Source organism: Cuspidothrix issatschenkoi CHARLIE-1 (genome assembly GCF_002934005.1).
Taxonomy (GTDB): Bacteria; Cyanobacteriota; Cyanobacteriia; order Cyanobacteriales; family Nostocaceae; genus Cuspidothrix; species Cuspidothrix issatschenkoi.
The window spans coordinates 1-16,459 of the sequence record NZ_PGEM01000059.1; the positions used below are offsets into that span (position 1 = coordinate 1).

A 16,459-nucleotide genomic window follows, 5' to 3' on the forward strand; every position below is an offset into this window, starting at 1 on the left:
TTTTAACGCTAACCTACTTATATCCTACATTTTCTTAATTGAAATGCTTATTACTCGATAAAGGTAACGAATTTGAATTAAGGCAAATATTCGCCCCAGTCGAAGCCTAGCCTATGAAGGTTTAGTAACGATTGATGCGATAGGATGTCAAAAAATACAGATATTAATATATAGAACTGCACAAAATAAATCCACTATCGAAAATAAATAATTACTCTAAATCAGGACTTACGCAAAACATCACGAAAGTAGGGGTAATACCCTTCGTGCGTAAGTCCTATAAATTTATTAAATTTTTAGGATATTAATAAAGGAATTAATCCGATTTTAAATGAAATTAGATATTTTTCCATCTTAATGTACTAACATAGTATTTTGTCAATATAATTTAGATGCGTTTCCCCTGCCTGCCAGAGTTACAAATTCAATTTACCAGACTTTAAGATGTAGGTTGGGTTAAGCCACAGCGCAACCCAACAAAAAATACAGATTAATTCATACTTTTATTCAACACCAACCTTATTAAAATTTAAACTCCTCATCAGATTCAAACTGAGCAATTGCTTACAAGCTAACCAAATAAAAGCCGGGATAGTTTTACTATATCTACTAAACAATCTGAATGGTTCTTGCATCAGACGATATAACCACTCTCCTCCTATATGACGTATCCAATAGGGTGCTCTTTTATGACTCCCAGCAAACACAGGAAATGCTCCTCCTAAACCAATCATTACAGCTTGAATTTTGCCTTTATGTTGGTTCATCCATAACTCTTGTTTAGGACATCCTAAAGCCACTAAAACAATTCCTGCACCACTATCATGAATCTTTTTGATAATAGATTCATCTTCTATAGATGTAAGAGGACGAAATGGTAAAGACTCCATCCCGGCAATTTTCAAATTGGGAAAGACAGACTCTGAATTGTTTCGCATTTTATCTAAAGTTACTTCATCAGCACCTAAGAAAAAAAGAGGAATATTTCTGAGTGGAGCTAATTTACACAAAGATAACAGAATATCCATCCCCGCAACACGATTTTGAGTACCGACACCCATTAATTTTAACATCCAAACTAACGGCATTCCATCAGGAGTCACAATATCTGCATTCTTTAAAACAGCAGCAAATTCAGGATGCCAATAAGACTCTACCAACATATGAGTATTAGCTACACAAATAACCTTACTCACCTTGCTCATAGCCCATTCTAAAATGATATTTATTTGTACTTCAAAAGGTAAAGCCGTTACAGGAGAACCAATGATCTCAATTTTTGCAGGTTCAAAGTTAGGCAATGAACTTAATGCTGGACTTTCTTTAGTTAGAGTTAGCATAATTTTTGATATGGTTGTGTTGAAAAAGTATGCAAAAATAATCAATTATGTATAACAATTCATGTGAGGCAATAAGATCCCCCACTTTTGTGATCAATTTATAATTTATGGACACAATAAGTATTCTTAATACTGACTCCTGAATTCTTACATTTATCCTTTCATATCAACAGAGACTGTACCCAAAATGGGAGTAGAATAAAAATTTAGCTGCTCTAATACTTTCGCTAAAACAGAACGGTTAGTTTTACCTACTCTGATCGCCAAAATACTTGCATCTATATATCTCATTAATAGACTGGTATCTGCAAACTCTAATAAAGATGATGTGTCATATATAATTAGGTCAAAATTTCGTTTAAATTGTGCTGTTATATCTTGCATCTGAGGAGATGAAAGTAAAATTGTAGGATTGGGAGGAATTGGACCAGTTGTTAAAATAGACAAGTTATTTTCTAGAGAAAATAGTCCTATATACTGGGAAACATTTTTTTCTATATCATTATTTTTTGTATCGTCATTTTTACTATTATTGTAAATAACATTCTCCAAATTTAACCCTTCAGCAATCAAATTACTAAATCCTACTGTATTGGGTAAATTCAACATTTTATGAATATGAGGATTACGCAGATTTCCATCTACCAATAATACCCGTTTACCCATCGCTGCTGCTGTCTGAGCTAAATAAAAAGCAATTGTTGATTTACCATCTCCAGAAGTTGGTGAAATAATTGCTAGAGAATGAACCTCATTATCACTATGAAGAAAAGCAATATTTGTATAAACCGAGCGAAAAGATTCCCAAAATTTGGATAGCTCAGATTTTTGAGCAGGTTTACTATTTTTGCCAAACTTAATATCTGGAATATTTCCTAATATGGGTAGCTTAGTTTTATATTTAACTTCCTCAAGATTATAAAATACATTGTTGAACTTGTCTATAACCAATGCCAAGCCTGTACTTAATAATAACCCCAAAACCGTTCCTAAAATTAAATTGCGTATCGGACTCGGTGCCATATTTTCCGGTTGACTAGGAGGACTAAGGATCTGCCAAGGTATCTGCTTTTGAGCCGAATCTATACGTAATCTTTCCCGTTCACTTAAAAAGTTATTGAGATTATCAACAGCAATTTTTAATTGTCTTTCTAAATCATCCTTTTGTCGGATCAAACCAGGAAACAATTTAACCTGTTTCTCTAAAAAAATTTCCGCTTGATTTAAAGCTTGGATTTGGGTTTTTAATACTTCAATTTGTTTACTTGCCTCCAGAAACTTTTGAATTTCTCGCAGACGAGCCGAATTTGGGGCGGCTGAATATAAAGAATTCATAGTTGAATTTGACAAATTTATCCCCAAAATCTGTAATTTTTGTTTTTCTACTAAATCTAATAAATTATATTTTTGAACTAGCAAATTTCGAATATTTGGACTATTTTCCGTATATTGAGAGGATTTTATAGCAATTGTCGCTTCTATATCTTGTAACTGACTCAATAGTTTTTGATAATCAGGAGACTCACTCAAAGCAGAAATAGCTTCCGCTTGATCAGCTTCCAGTTGTAATTGTTTTTGCAAACTTGTATAAATTGTTTGAGTTCTGGCTAATTGGATTTCATTATCCATCCGTTTTTGGATAATTTGATCAAGTTGATTAGCTAATTGTTGTCCTTGAAGCTCAGCATTAATAATCCCATATCTCTGCCGAAAAATTTGTAACCTTGATTGCAGAATTTCTACTTGTTGTAGTAGTTGTGGTAGTTGTTTTTCTACAAACTTAATTCCTAAATTAGTTTCTGTTTGCCGCTTATCTAAACTATATTGTAAGTATAATTCAGAGACTTGATTTAATACAAACAAAACTTTTTCAGGATTGCGATCTTGATAACTAACTTCTAAAATTTGAGTATTTGGTAAAAGTTTAATATTCAGTTGAGGTTCACCACTACCTGGATAATACATCTGCACTTTTTTAGTCAGAGGAGACATCAATTTAGGACTTTGTAAAATCTTTAATTTAGTATCATCAATTTTGTTATCATCTGCCTTAGATCTATCATCTCGCACTACTTTATCTTCAGCAGTTACGGGTTCGGTTAAAAGTTCAAATTTAGCAACATAAATAGGAGGACTATTCAAAGCTAGTCCTACACCGGCACAAGCAACAGTAGTTGTTCCCATAATAATGAGAATTATTCTCCGCCGAATCACTGCCCATAATTCGCCTAAATTTAATCCACCTTCATTACTTTCTTCAGGCTGAACTGTATAAATGTAAGGAGTAGATTGACGCTGGTGTGTATTTATTTCAGACAAATTCTGGAGAGGATAGGGATTGTTTATCATCTCAAACCTTATATATTTTATAATGGATTTTCAACTTGATATTTCAATTAAATATAGGAATTTAGAGCCAAGTAATTTGTAAGGTAGCACGGTTTTATGAGTTGTAGTGGACAAGTTGGCAAAATCTCTATCGGCTTTCATTTTGCTAAATATATTATTGAGAAATTTGTCAATAGATAAGTTAAATCTTGTTAGAATATTTATAATGTAACTGTTTATATTAACAACCTGCAAAGACTGTGTAAAGTTCACAGAAAATGGTAAATCAGGTATTGACTTTTATATTGAACTATCATTTAATTGATTTCAATCCAGTATTCATAAATCCACATACATCATTCGATGAGCAGAATTTCGCGCTAAAAGTGAGAGATTGAATATCAGATATATCTACTCAAGTTTAGAAAAGTAGATTTTTCTGATTTATCATGGATTTTCATAATTAACGGTAGACAATAATGGCTATAGATGATAATGTTAGATTAGGTCAAAATGTAATAATTTTTCATCCTCAGCTTGTCAACCTTTACGGTTGTCAAATTGGCGATGAAACCAAGATTGGTAGCTTTGTAGAAATTCAGAAAAATGTCATAGTTGGAGCTAGGTGCAAAGTTTCATCACACAGCTTCATTTGTGAGGGTGTGATCATCGAAGATGAAGTATTTATTGGTCACGGGGTTATGTTTACCAATGACCTTTACCCTCGTGCCACTAATGAAGATAGTAGCTTAAAAAATGAAACTGATTGGTCGGTAATTAAGACTTATGTAAAACGTTGTGCTTCTATTGGTAGTAATGCCACAATCTTGCCAGGAGTCACAATTGGTGAAAATGCTATAATTGGGGCTGGAGCGGTTGTAACTCATGATATTCCCGATTATAAAATTGTTGTGGGAGTACCAGCTAAGATAATTAGTAATGTTCCTAATGTGGGCGAACTTAACCATAGTAACTTGTTAAGCTCAATCAGGTAATATTTCAGGTTTTAAAACAATATATTTACTAAACTGAGCGCGTACATAAATTTTACCAACTTGTCTACAATAAACTATGAAACAATGTTAATTTACAAAATATTTCAGGTTAAAAATTCTCTGAAATTTTACTAGGAAATTGTTAACAATATTGCTTTTAATAATCTCTAAAAATTGTTATTAAGCTACTTTGTAATCCTGTTTATTCTTGATAAATCAATTTTTGTAACACTTACTTTTTATACAGTGGAGATCCCATGACAAATACTCATGTTCACTCCCGAATGGCTGGTGATCCAAATATTTACAATACCCCCAGTAATCAGCAAAGTCAGGCAATTAATACAATCAAAATTGGTGTTATCGGCTATGGTTACTGGGGTCCGAATTTAGTTCGCAGTTTTGCGGATTTACCAGGGGCAGAAGTAATAGCCGTTAGTGATTTTAAACTAGATAGATTGGCAAAGGTGCAATCTCGATACCCAGCCATCCAGCTAACAACAAATAGTCAAGACCTACTTGCAGATCCAAAGATTGATGCGATCGCCATTGCTACACCTGTTTCTACTCATTACGATTTAGCCCTAGCAGCTTTACAAGCCGGGAAACACGTATTAGTAGAAAAACCGATGACTGTTTCCTCCCACCAGGCAATCAGACTAATAGATGAGGCTCAAAAGCGTAATTTAGTATTGATGGTAGATCACACCTTTGTGTATACAGGTGCAGTGCGAAAAATCCAGGAACTGGTAGCGACAAAGGTCATCGGTGATATCTATTATTATGATTCCGTGCGTGTCAACTTAGGATTATTCCAGCATGATGTGAATGTAATCTGGGATTTGGCAGTTCATGACCTCTCCATTATGGATTATGTATTGCCGTCAAAGCCTTATGCGGTGTCTGCTACAGGCATGAGTCACATTTCTAGCGAACCAGAAAACATTGCCTACTTAACCTTATTTTTTGAGAATAACTTAATTGCTCATATTCATGTCAATTGGCTCGCACCAGTAAAAATACGGCGGACAATACTGGGTGGTAGTCAAAAAATGGTCTGTTATGACGATTTAGAACCGAGTGAAAAGATTAAAGTGTACGACAAGGGAATTACTGTCAATGACAGTCCTGAGAATGTTTACCAAATGCTGGTGGGTTATCGCACCGGTGATATGTGGTCTCCCAAGTTGGATATGACGGAAGCTTTACAAAATGAAGCATTACATTTTATTGATTGTATTCGCCAAGGGAATCACCCCATCACAGATGGAGAAGCGGGATTACGGGTAGTGAAAATTCTCGAAGCTGCTACCCAATCTATTAAACAACAAGGACGATTAATTGAACTGGACTCAGCAGAGGTGGCAGTATGATTCCATTTATAGACCTGAAATCACAGTATTTGAGTATTAAAGAGGAAATCCAGCCCGCTATCTCTCAAGTCTTGGGGAGTACACAATTTATCTTAGGAAATGAGGTAGCAGCCCTAGAACGGGAATTTGCTCACTACTGCGGCGCAGATTATGGCATTGCTGTAAATACAGGTACTAGCGCTTTACATTTAGCCCTACTAGCTGCTGGTATTGCTCCTGGTGATGAAGTAATTACTACACCTTTCACCTTTGTCGCTACCGTAGCCGCCATTGACTATACCGGAGCTAAGGCTGTTTTCGTAGATATTGACCCTGTTTCTTTGACTATAGATGTCACCAAAATTGAAGCAGCCATTACGGAACGCACTAAAGCAATTTTGCCGGTGCATTTGTACGGTCAGCCCGCAGACATGGATCCCATTTTAGAGATTGCTCGGCGTTATGGTCTAACTGTCATTGAGGATGCCGCCCAGGCACACAGGGCTGAGTATAAGGGACAAAGAGTTGGCAGTATTGGAGATTTAGGGTGTTTCAGCTTTTATCCAGGCAAGAATTTAGGGGCTTACGGTGAGGGAGGGATGGTAGTCACCAATAACACCAAATATGCCCACACCATAGATATGCTGCGTGACTGGGGACAAGAACGCAAATATCACCATGTCCTCAAGGGTTATAACTACCGCATGGATGGGTTACAAGGGGCAATTTTGCGGGTTAAATTACGCCATTTAGATGATTGGACTGAAGCTAGGAGAAATCACGCCGCACAGTACGACAAACTACTAGCAAAGGCAGATGTGATCACTCCTACAGTCATGCCCTACAGCTATCATGTTTACCATATCTATGCAGTGCGTTCAAGGTCACGGGATGTACTACAACAGAGGTTACATGAGCAAGGAATTCAAACAGGAATTCACTACCCTATTCCTGTGCATTTGCAACCAGCTTACGCAGATTTAGGATATCAAGTAGGTGATTTTCCTCATTCGGAACTAGCAGCACAAGAAGTGCTTTCACTGCCTATGTATGCAGAACTAACTCCAGAGCAAATACAAACTGTTAGTCTCAACCTATGTGAGAGCATACTATGTCTGAACTGCTAAAAAATAGAATAGTGCAAGCTGTACATGGCTCTAAAGACTTAAAATCAGATCCACAATTTGAACTAGAAATGGCAGCGTCTTTCCGCCATCAATATAGCCATCAGGATTTAATGGAATTGTATATTGATATTCCCATCATTAAAACAGACTTGGAAATCAAAGCGGTAAAAGTGGAAACAGGAGCGGATATCGGCATGAATGCGGTGATTCTGCCTGGAGTCACAATTGGTAAAGGTAGTGTTGTTGGTGCTGGAGCAGTTGTCACCAAGGATGTACCACCCTTTGCCATTGTCGCTGGTGTTCCTGCTCAGTTCTTACGCTGGCGAGAAGGATATAAGCCATTGGAGAATACAAACAATGCAAAATAAACGAATTTTAATCACAGGTGGTGCAGGTTTAGTTGGTTCTCATATTGCTGATTTACTGGTGAAAGAGGGGGTATCAGAAATTATTGTCCTCGATAATTTTACACGGGGATGTCGTGATAACTTAGCTTCGACACAAGCCAATGGTCCGTTAGTGATTGTTGACGGAGATATCCGCGATCGCCAACTGCTTACTGATATCATGCAAGGTGTGGATATAGTCTTTCATCAAGCTGCTATTCGGATTACCCAATGTGCTGAAGAACCCCGTCTAGCATTGGAAGTTCTTGCAGATGGTACTTTTAATGTTCTCGAAGCAGCAGTCAAAGCTCGTGTGAAAAAGATAGTTGCCGCCTCATCAGCTTCAATATATGGCATGGCAGAGAATTTTCCCACAACTGAATCTCACCATCCCTACAATAACCGCACTCTCTACGGTGCTGCGAAAACCTTTAATGAGGGTTTATTCCGTAGCTTCTATGAAATGTATGGACTGAATTATCTAGGATTACGCTACTTCAATGTTTATGGACCCCGCATGGATATTTACGGTGTTTATACTGAGGTATTAATTCGCTGGATGGAGCGAATTATTGCCGGACAGCCACCACTAATTTTTGGTAATGGTGAGCAAACAATGGATTTTGTCTATATTGAAGACATCGCTAGGGCTAACATCTTGGCTGCTAAAGCTGATATCACAGATCAGGTTTTCAATATCGCTAGTGGTATAGAAACTAGCTTAAATGATTTAGCCCATAGTTTACTGAAAGTGATGGGTTCTGATCTCCAACCAGAATATAAACCAGAACGTAAAGTTAACCCCGTGCAGCGCCGACTGGCAGATGTGAGCAAAGCCAAGCAGTTATTGAATTTTGAAGCACAGGTATCTCTAGAAGAAGGGTTATCTCGCTTGGTTACTTGGTGGCAGAAACAAAAGCTGACAAAGGAAACGAGCCATGCCTGATAGCGATAGCGTGGCGCAAACCATGAACATGAAAAATATCCCCATTGCTAAACCTGGGATTGGTGAATCAGAAGCGACAGCACGAATAATATCTCGCCCCTTGCTAATTTTTCCGTGTAATGGCAATGGCATTGAAGCCTTGGACTGTCTTGGTTCTAAGTTCTATCCATTGGGGTTCATTGATGATGAACCTGATAAGGTGAACTCTGATCGCTTCGGGATCACTGTTTTTGGGCGTGAGGTCTTGGATCGTTTTCCAGATGTACAAGTGTTAGCCGTGCCTGGTGGACCGATGTCGTTTCGGGAACGGGAACGTGTTATAGCTTCTCTCGGTGTACCAGTTGCCCGTTTTGCCCAGGTAGTACACCCTTTAGCTCAGATATCGCCCCTAGCTACAGTTGGAATTAATGTACTAATTATGGCTGGAGTTGTGATCACGAGCAATGCCATTATCGGCGATCATGTCTGCGTACTTCCTAATACGGTTGTTCATCATGATGCAGTTGTAGGTGATTGGTCGCTGATTGGGTCTAACGTGATGATCGCGGGGAATACTACCATTGGACGCAATTGTTACATTGGCAGCGGTACGAGTGTAATGAACAGTATTAAAGTTGGTGATCGCGCACTTATCGGCTTGGCTTCAAACGTCATTCGAGACGTACCCCCTTCAATAACAGTGGTTGGAAATCCAGCCCATACTCTTTCGTAATCAGTTTCAGTAGACATCTCCAAAAAAGAGTCTCAAACCCTTAATCTGTCTAGGTGAAAACCTAATTTCTGGAGATGTCTAGTCAATTCTGATAGAAAAATAAAGGAACCAGTTCCATGCCGATGAAAATAAACGTCTCAAAAATTGAGATCGAAGGTCCATTGATTATCAAGCCAGATTTCTTCCAAGATGAACGCGGTTTCTTCTTCGAGAGCTATTCCTATCAGCAATTTAGCGAACACGGAATAGAGATTAACTTCGTTCAAGATAATCATTCAAGGTCTTCTAAGGGCGTTCTGCGTGGCTTCCACTTTCAAGACTCTCTGGCTCCACAGTGGCGGCTCGTACGTTGTACCGTTGGCAAGATATGGGACGTAATTGTCGATCTTCGAGTTTCATCTCCGACTTTTGGCAAATGGTACGGAATTGAACTTACGGCTGCGGAAAAATGCCAGTTTTTAATTCCACCTCAATTTGCCCATGGCTTCTGTGTTCTCTCAGATATAGCTGAAGTACAGTACAAATGTAGTCATTGCCATGTTGCCGATGCCGAGAGGACACTTGCTTGGGACGATCCAGAGGTGGGAGTACCTTGGCCGATTGAAAACCCGATCCTGTCGCAGCGCGATCGCAACTTAGGTAGCAGTCTGCGGACTTACCAGGAAATTCCAGTCTTCTCTTAATCTCTTAACTGAATCTCGATAGATGTTGTACGCTAATCAAAGGAGTATTTGAAAAATGATTCCAATTAGTCGGTTAAGTATAGGAGTTGCTGAGGCTAATGCCGCATCGGAGGTTATTCAATCAGGATGGATCGCTCAAGGTAAACGCACTGAGAAATTTGAGCAGCTAGTAGCCAATTATGTCGGATCTCGTCATGCAATCGCCGTAAGCAGTGCAACAACAGGTATTCATCTGGCTCTTGTGGCTGCTGGGGTCAAGGCAGGCGATGAGGTTATATGTCCTTCCTATTCCTTTATCGCTACAGCTAATGCAATTGTTTACGCAGGGGCAACACCAGTATTCGTAGATATTGATCCGCGAACTTACAACATTAATCCTTGTTTAATCGAAGCTGCCATAACGCCACAAACTACCGCAATCCTGCCAGTGAGCCAGGTGGGTCTAGCCGCAGACCTTGATGAAATCAAGCGAATTGCTTACAAGCACAAACTTGTCGTTGTTGAGGACGCTGCTCCCTCGCTTGGTGCAAAAGTGAAAGACAGATTTGTGGGCAGTATTAGTGACTTTACTGTGTTTAGTTTTGACGCTCGCAAGATTCTGACAACCGGAGAAGGGGGAATCATCACAACAAACGACGATGATGCTGCCATGCGACTTCGCGCGATGCGTGCACATTCGGCTTCAGCTTCCATGCTTTCACGGCACACAAGCAGCAATGTTGTACTAGAACAGTACCCAGAACTTGGTTACAACTATAAAATGACAGACATTGCGGCAGCCATTGGTATTGTTCAGATGGATCGGGTCGAAGAGTTCGTCGCAGAGCGGAGAAGGCTGGCGAGTCGGTACGCCGAGCTACTGGCAGAAGAAGACAAGATTGAGCTACCTTATGAGCCTGCGGAATACCGACACGTTTTTCAGTCGTTTACGGTTCGACTCCGCTCCAATCATTCCCAGCTTTTCGTTATGAGTAAAATGGCGAAAGATTTAGTTGCAACAAGACGTGTAATTGCTTGTCATCTTCAGGGAATCTATCGTCGTCAGCAACCTAATCTATTTTTACCAGAAAGCGAAGCGGCCTGTAATCGCACACTGCTTCTGCCAATGTTTGTCGGACTGACTGAAGCTGAACAAGAACTTGTAGTCAAATCGCTTCGATCTGCATTAAAATTCTCTGAGACGGACAAGGGCAAAAAATCAGCAAGCCACATGAAGATATCGCCGACTCTTCCATTCACCCCGGCAAGGTAATCACCACGTATGACAGTGGAATACTTACCACCAAAAACCCTGACTGGGACAGGCAATTTCGTCTCTGGCGACAACACAGTATGAGCATCACCGATAATAAATGATATCTCTACAACCCGAACACAAGTCCTATGACTCAACTGTTAATTTACTCAATCATCAACAAGAAGAAGGTTCTTATCTTGTTTTTCTCAGGGGTAGTGCTACAGTTGGACACTATTTGACAGCAGGTATTTTCGACAATGATGGCTTGAGTTTAACAGGAGTAACCATTAATTACCAATGGCAACAATCAGTAAACGGTAATTGGATTGATATTGTTGGAGAAACAGCGCAATCACTGACATTAACTAATTCTTTACTCAGACAACAGGTGCGGGTGTTGGCAAGCTACATAGATGCATTGAACAGCGGTAAATATGTTACCAGTTCAGGGGTGACTGTTGCGGCTCAAAATGCGATCGTTCTGGAAAATCAAAAGGCTGGAACGACTGCTTGGAAAATTACAAATCTGGCTACAAACGATGAGATTGCTGGCTATGGGGATGCAACCAGTATCAACAAAGGACAAGCCTTAAACCTAAAAATCTCCCTGGCTCAGGCAGGACAGTACAGACTCGATGTGTATCGCTTGGGATACTACGGCGGCAAGGGAGGTAGATTGATCACTAGTGTGACGGATCTCAATGGAGTGACTCAAGCCGATCCAAGCATAACAAATGCCAGTACCAATCTGGTCGAGTGCAAATGGAATACCTCTTATACCCTGCAAACTGGCACGGATTGGACTACAGGTCTCTATCTGGTGAAGCTGACTGACAGCGGAACAGGCAAACAAAACTACATCCAGTTCGTACTGCGAGATGATAATCGTCCAGCTGATCTGGGCTTCCAGGATGCCGTGGCAACGGCTCAAGCCTATAACAATTATGGCGGTTACAGCGTATACGACGCTACTAGTATTGGAGGTAAACGAGCTTACCAGGTGTCCTTTGACCGTCCCTATGCTGCGGCTAATTTAGGGCTGACAAACACTGATGGGTACAACTGTAATAATATGCTGACATGGGAGTACAACATGACGCGCTGGCTGGAATCCCAGGGCTATGATGTCTCTTATTACACAAATCTAGATGCAAGTACCAATCCTTTGCAATTGTATTCTTATAATATCTTCCTCTCCGTCGGCCACGATGAATACTGGTCACTGGATGAGCGCAATAATGTCGAACAAGCCAGAGACAATGGCATTAACTTGGCTTTTTTCTCGGCAAACACTGCGTACTGGCAAGTCTGTTTTGACCCTTCCAGTAGCGGACAAGCTAATCGAGTGATGACTATTTATAAGGATATTTCTGGGATCGGCACCGCTGCGTCAATTGACCCCATTGCTCAAACAAACCCTTTAGCCGCAACCACGCTGTTCCGTAGCCCTGAAGTCAATCAACCAGAGAATGCCTTACTGGGAGTTGGGTATGTATTAGATCACGGTAATATTTATCGTGGGTATGACTTTGTGGTTAGCAATGCTGCCGATCCTTACTATGCCAATACTGGACTCAAGAATGGAGACAAGCTCAGGGGTTTGGTGGGTTATGAGTGGGATGCACTTTTAAGTAATGGTTTCACCCCTCCTGGACTCGTTGTTCTGTCCCAATCACCAGTCCGATCTAACAGCATATTGCCACCACTTCCACCTGGAACAAACCCCAATATCTCCAATGCAGTACGTTACACAGCAGCAAGTGGTGCCAAAGTCTTTTCAACTGGCTCAATTCAGTGGGTATGGGGTCTTGATAGCGACTGGGTTGTGAGTCCTCTTGTGGAAAGTGTTAGTTGGTTTAGAAGGATAAAAAATTGGCTGGGAAGGATGAAAAAACTGTGGATTTTTGGCTTAAATAGCCCACAAGTTACGAATCCTCGTGTTGATTCCAGGGCGCAGCAGATAGCAGTTAATGTGTTCGCTGACATGGGAGCAAAACCTCAAACCCCATCTGTTGGGATTGTTTTAAGCTGATTTATAACAGTGAAAAGTTCTGAAAATTGGACTGAAACCACAAAAAATTAATTAAGTAGAAAACTTACTTATGGGATACAGGAGGCGTACATATGGACATTGTTACAAGCTGCACAAAACAACGTACCTATCAGCAACTCCTTAATATCTGGCAACACTGTCTCACTGGCGATCGCTTTACCGACCCGCACGAAGGGGTTGTTGACGAACTCAGCAGGTTCTTTGGGCTACCTCCTGAGAAAGTCCGTTGGATCTGGTCGTCGGCTGCTTTTCCTTACAAAGAAGACGTTATCAAGGATCGCACCTGGCATTCACGATGATTCGTAGTGATTTTTTACCTTATCTTAAGAGTTGCATACTCAAAAATATCCTTTTTATTTGTATCCAATTATGTCTCTTATATCTGTTGTCATTCCTGCTTACAAGCGCGGTTACGTAATTGAGAGAGCGATACGAAGTATCCTAGAACAAACCCATCAAGACTTTGAGATTCTTGTTGTTGATGATGGTTCTAAAGATGACACAGAATCAGTCGTTGCTTCCCTTTCTAAAAAAGAATGCAGAATTCGTTACTTATCTCATGAGACTAATCGAGGCGCTCAGGCTGCTCGAAACACAGGCATTAAGGCTGCCCAAGGAGAATGGATTGCTTTTTTAGATTCGGATGACTATTTCACTCCAAATAGTCTGGAAGTACGAATATCAACTGCTCGAAATGAAGGAGTGAAAGTTGTACATTCCAAATGCATAGCTATAAAAAAAGATGAAAGCATGACTAATTATGGATCTCCATCATTAAGTGGTTACGTCTACCGTGATCTATTGACAAATCCTGGACTGTTATTCTCAGGGTTTTTAATTGCCAAAGAAGCACTTGAGAAAATTGATTATTTGGATGAACAAATTATTTCTCATCAAGATTGGGATACTACTATTCGATTATCAAAATATTATCCTTTTAGTTTTGTAGCAGAGCCTACATTTATCTATGATTGTCGCGGCGATGACACCATCTCTCAAGATATGGTGCGTGAGGCTGAAGGTTATAGGCAAGTATTTAATAAGCACTTTTTTGAAATTGTCAAGCAGCTAGGTCCGCCTATTGTGGCTCACCATTACCGAAACATTGCAAATCTGTATCAATTGGCTGGTAATAAAAATTTTGCCCGATCTTATCGAGTTCTATCTCTTTTATGGTGGCCTTTTCGTTTTAAAGCTATTTATCGCAAGGTTCGGCAATTTGTCCAAAATTCATGGGATAGCTATGCAACCCACTTTTAGTCATTAGCAATGGAGGAGCAATTTTATCTTGTTTGTCCATTAGTAATACTTTATTAGTCTAAAATCTCATGAAGATAGAATTCAAAAATTACCAAAGGATAATATAAATAATTATATGAAACAGATTACTAAGCCAAAACTTGCATTTTTTCAATATAGATTTGGTGAGAAATTACCTGAATTTATGCATATTTTCAGACAACATCATGTTAAGTGCTTATCAGAGTTTTTTGAAGTAATTGTGATTCAGAAGAATTGTGACTATCAGGAAATATGTGATAAGTACCAGCCAGACTTAACACTGTTTGAAATGTTAAGTGGTATTGAACAAAAAACTTGTCAAAAATTGAAAATAACAAATATTCAAGCCTGTCCAGAAATTCCCAAATTAGGCTTTCATAATGCAGATGCATGGTGTGAAGCTCGCGCTGGCTTTCTTTCCGATATGGAGCATTGGGGTATAGAAACTATCTTCTCTATCTGCACTACTGCGGCCGAACGTATACCGGAAATAGCTGACAACTTGTTTGTTTGGCCAAATTTTGTAGATGCTGATATATATCGAGATTATGGAGAATCTAAAATAATACCAGTTCTTTTAACTGGTGGAAAATCGGGATTATATCCTTGGCGGCAAAAAATCCACAACCTCATTTTTGAATATTACCCCACACTCATTTGTCCACATAATAGTTTCAGTTCTGGATCTACCGCATGGCAAGTAATATATGGGGAGCAATATGCTCGTACGATAAATGCTTCTTGGATCGTTCCAAGTTGTGGTACTGTGGTCAAGGAAATTGTTCGTAAGCATTTTGAAATTCCAGCTTCTAAATCCTGTTTAATTACAGAAAAATCTCCAAGTCTTGAAGCTGCTGGCTTCATTGATATGGAAAATTGTGTTTTTGCTGATGAACATGATATCTTAGAAAAGTTATATTATCTGTTTCAACACATAGATGAAATTGAAAGAATTACCAATGCTGGTTATCAATTAGTTCACTCTCACCACACATTGAAACAGCGAGATCAAATTTTCCAATGGTTTAACCTATATAAGAATCTCAAACCAAATCAAAATATTGTTCAAACTAACCCTTTTGAGCCCCTTATTGTAGTAGAAAAATCATCAGGAATTAGAAGTTCTCATATTATCTGTAATGGATTAGATATTGTGCTTCTCCGACAAGGAGATGAAAAACTTTGGGCAGGTAAATACGACGAAGCAGAAGCTTTATATCTAAAAAGCTTAGATATGAACTCGGTGCCTGAGACAAAATTCAGACTTGCACTATGTAACCTGTATCAAGGAAATGCGAAAACAGCACTCGACTGGATTGTACAACCAATTCAGTACACTCTTGAACAGTACAATGCCTTTGACCCCGATCCAGTAGAGTGGGCTTATTGCATTATTTCGCTTCTTTGTTTAGGTAAATTTGATGAGGCTGTGAAGCATAGTAACCAATTTCCCTGTCTTAGTCATCCTGAACTTGATCACACTCGCTGGGTTATTGATTTCTTGAAACATGGAGGAGATATACCTCCTTTCCAGCAAAATGAGCAACTAAGGTATCGCTATACTATTCATCAATTACCCAGTATTAGTTTCAATAAATGGGTTGAAAATCTTTGTATTATACTGAATTCATGCCAACAGTTAGCTTTAGCAGAACTGTTGACAAAATATTTGACTTTACAGGCTTACTCATTCAACCAGACAAAAAATATTAATGATAGAAATAACGAAGTATTAATGAAGCAAGCAACAGCTATTCATCTTAATTGGTTCACAAATTTACCTGTTATTTCTGAAATAGCATATATGTTGAATCCTTATCCTTTTAGAAATAAGTTTATAGTTAGATTAAAGAAAAAATTGAAATCCAAAATACAATATTTTGCAATTACTCTCATTAGAAATATCTCAAAAATTTAGGATATTAACAATAAGTGGGATGCAATTTACTACTATCTCTTCGTAAATCCAATCTAAAATTAAGCAGTTTGTTAAAAATCTAGTAACTAAGGAAGCGATCT

General features: G+C 39.1%; 14 protein-coding genes. 12 read left to right on the top strand and 2 right to left on the bottom strand.

Annotated elements, in window-relative coordinates; all coding sequences use genetic code 11:
• Nucleotides 1-503: 503 nt before the first annotated feature.
• On the bottom strand, nucleotides 504-1,340 hold the full coding sequence (locus CUN59_RS08930; protein ID WP_104387518.1) for a WecB/TagA/CpsF family glycosyltransferase: 837 nt from the start codon (nucleotides 1,338-1,340) through the stop codon (nucleotides 504-506).
• A gap of 153 nt (nucleotides 1,341-1,493) precedes the next feature.
• Nucleotides 1,494-3,689 (bottom strand): GumC family protein, encoded by a 2,196-nt coding sequence (locus tag CUN59_RS08935; RefSeq protein WP_104387519.1) that lies wholly within the window; start codon nucleotides 3,687-3,689, stop codon nucleotides 1,494-1,496.
• A gap of 458 nt (nucleotides 3,690-4,147) precedes the next feature.
• Here CUN59_RS08935 and CUN59_RS08940 point away from each other — a divergent pair, with 458 nt between their 5' ends.
• The 12 genes from CUN59_RS08940 to CUN59_RS08995 all read left to right on the top strand — a co-directional run bounded on the left by CUN59_RS08940 (nucleotide 4,148) and on the right by CUN59_RS08995 (nucleotide 16,358).
• A complete protein-coding gene (locus tag CUN59_RS08940; RefSeq protein WP_104387520.1) occupies nucleotides 4,148-4,663 on the top strand; it encodes an acyltransferase in 516 nt (171 codons plus the stop codon).
• Nucleotides 4,664-4,947: 284 nt separating this feature from the next.
• A complete protein-coding gene (locus CUN59_RS08945; protein ID WP_104387521.1) occupies nucleotides 4,948-6,036 on the top strand; it encodes a Gfo/Idh/MocA family protein in 1,089 nt (362 codons plus the stop codon).
• Nucleotides 6,033-7,142 (top strand): DegT/DnrJ/EryC1/StrS family aminotransferase, encoded by a 1,110-nt coding sequence (locus CUN59_RS08950; RefSeq protein WP_104387522.1) that lies wholly within the window; start codon nucleotides 6,033-6,035, stop codon nucleotides 7,140-7,142. Before CUN59_RS08945 ends, CUN59_RS08950 begins: the two co-directional genes overlap by 4 nt.
• Nucleotides 7,127-7,510: a DapH/DapD/GlmU-related protein gene (locus CUN59_RS22305; protein ID WP_104387523.1), complete on the top strand. Its 384-nt coding sequence runs from the start codon at nucleotides 7,127-7,129 to the stop codon at nucleotides 7,508-7,510. The genes CUN59_RS08950 and CUN59_RS22305 overlap by 16 nt, the downstream gene beginning before the upstream one ends.
• On the top strand, nucleotides 7,500-8,474 hold the full coding sequence (locus tag CUN59_RS08960; RefSeq protein WP_104387524.1) for an SDR family NAD(P)-dependent oxidoreductase: 975 nt from the start codon (nucleotides 7,500-7,502) through the stop codon (nucleotides 8,472-8,474). Before CUN59_RS22305 ends, CUN59_RS08960 begins: the two co-directional genes overlap by 11 nt.
• Nucleotides 8,467-9,186 (top strand): acetyltransferase, encoded by a 720-nt coding sequence (locus tag CUN59_RS08965; protein ID WP_207765391.1) that lies wholly within the window; start codon nucleotides 8,467-8,469, stop codon nucleotides 9,184-9,186. Before CUN59_RS08960 ends, CUN59_RS08965 begins: the two co-directional genes overlap by 8 nt.
• A gap of 116 nt (nucleotides 9,187-9,302) precedes the next feature.
• Nucleotides 9,303-9,869 carry a dTDP-4-dehydrorhamnose 3,5-epimerase gene (rfbC, locus tag CUN59_RS08970; RefSeq protein ID WP_243406903.1) on the top strand — a complete coding sequence of 189 codons (567 nt, stop codon included), beginning with the start codon at nucleotides 9,303-9,305 and terminating at the stop codon, nucleotides 9,867-9,869.
• Between the two features lie 55 nt (nucleotides 9,870-9,924).
• On the top strand, nucleotides 9,925-11,121 hold the full coding sequence (locus CUN59_RS08975) for a DegT/DnrJ/EryC1/StrS family aminotransferase (RefSeq protein WP_104387525.1): 1,197 nt from the start codon (nucleotides 9,925-9,927) through the stop codon (nucleotides 11,119-11,121).
• A complete protein-coding gene (locus tag CUN59_RS21970; RefSeq protein ID WP_243406904.1) occupies nucleotides 11,103-11,225 on the top strand; it encodes a DegT/DnrJ/EryC1/StrS family aminotransferase in 123 nt (40 codons plus the stop codon). Before CUN59_RS08975 ends, CUN59_RS21970 begins: the two co-directional genes overlap by 19 nt.
• Nucleotides 11,222-13,138 (top strand): N,N-dimethylformamidase beta subunit family domain-containing protein, encoded by a 1,917-nt coding sequence (locus tag CUN59_RS08980; RefSeq protein ID WP_104387526.1) that lies wholly within the window; start codon nucleotides 11,222-11,224, stop codon nucleotides 13,136-13,138. The genes CUN59_RS21970 and CUN59_RS08980 overlap by 4 nt, the downstream gene beginning before the upstream one ends.
• Nucleotides 13,139-13,528: 390 nt before the next feature.
• Entirely contained in the window at nucleotides 13,529-14,419 is an 891-nt protein-coding gene (locus tag CUN59_RS08990) for a glycosyltransferase family 2 protein (RefSeq protein WP_104387528.1), read from the top strand.
• A gap of 115 nt (nucleotides 14,420-14,534) precedes the next feature.
• Nucleotides 14,535-16,358, top strand: a complete 1,824-nt coding sequence (locus CUN59_RS08995; RefSeq protein ID WP_104387529.1) for a glycosyltransferase — start codon at nucleotides 14,535-14,537, stop codon at nucleotides 16,356-16,358.
• Nucleotides 16,359-16,459 lie beyond the last annotated feature (101 nt).

Excerpts from the sequence above, each read along its gene's own strand:
- CUN59_RS08975 (WP_104387525.1), top strand. The coding sequence starts at position 9,925 with ATGATTCCAATTAGTCGGTTAAGTATAGGAGTTGCTGAGGCTAATGCC.
- CUN59_RS22305 (WP_104387523.1), top strand. The coding sequence starts at position 7,127 with ATGTCTGAACTGCTAAAAAATAGAATAGTGCAAGCTGTACATGGCTCT.
- CUN59_RS08930 (WP_104387518.1), bottom strand. The coding sequence starts at position 1,340 with ATGCTAACTCTAACTAAAGAAAGTCCAGCATTAAGTTCATTGCCTAAC.
- CUN59_RS08950 (WP_104387522.1), top strand. The coding sequence starts at position 6,033 with ATGATTCCATTTATAGACCTGAAATCACAGTATTTGAGTATTAAAGAG.
- CUN59_RS08980 (WP_104387526.1), top strand. The coding sequence starts at position 11,222 with ATGATATCTCTACAACCCGAACACAAGTCCTATGACTCAACTGTTAAT.
- CUN59_RS08965 (WP_207765391.1), top strand. The coding sequence starts at position 8,467 with ATGCCTGATAGCGATAGCGTGGCGCAAACCATGAACATGAAAAATATC.
- CUN59_RS08995 (WP_104387529.1), top strand. The coding sequence starts at position 14,535 with ATGAAACAGATTACTAAGCCAAAACTTGCATTTTTTCAATATAGATTT.
- CUN59_RS08945 (WP_104387521.1), top strand. The coding sequence starts at position 4,948 with ATGGCTGGTGATCCAAATATTTACAATACCCCCAGTAATCAGCAAAGT.
- rfbC (WP_243406903.1), top strand. The coding sequence starts at position 9,303 with ATGCCGATGAAAATAAACGTCTCAAAAATTGAGATCGAAGGTCCATTG.
- CUN59_RS08935 (WP_104387519.1), bottom strand. The coding sequence starts at position 3,689 with ATGATAAACAATCCCTATCCTCTCCAGAATTTGTCTGAAATAAATACA.
- CUN59_RS08990 (WP_104387528.1), top strand. The coding sequence starts at position 13,529 with ATGTCTCTTATATCTGTTGTCATTCCTGCTTACAAGCGCGGTTACGTA.
- CUN59_RS08960 (WP_104387524.1), top strand. The coding sequence starts at position 7,500 with ATGCAAAATAAACGAATTTTAATCACAGGTGGTGCAGGTTTAGTTGGT.
- CUN59_RS08940 (WP_104387520.1), top strand. The coding sequence starts at position 4,148 with ATGGCTATAGATGATAATGTTAGATTAGGTCAAAATGTAATAATTTTT.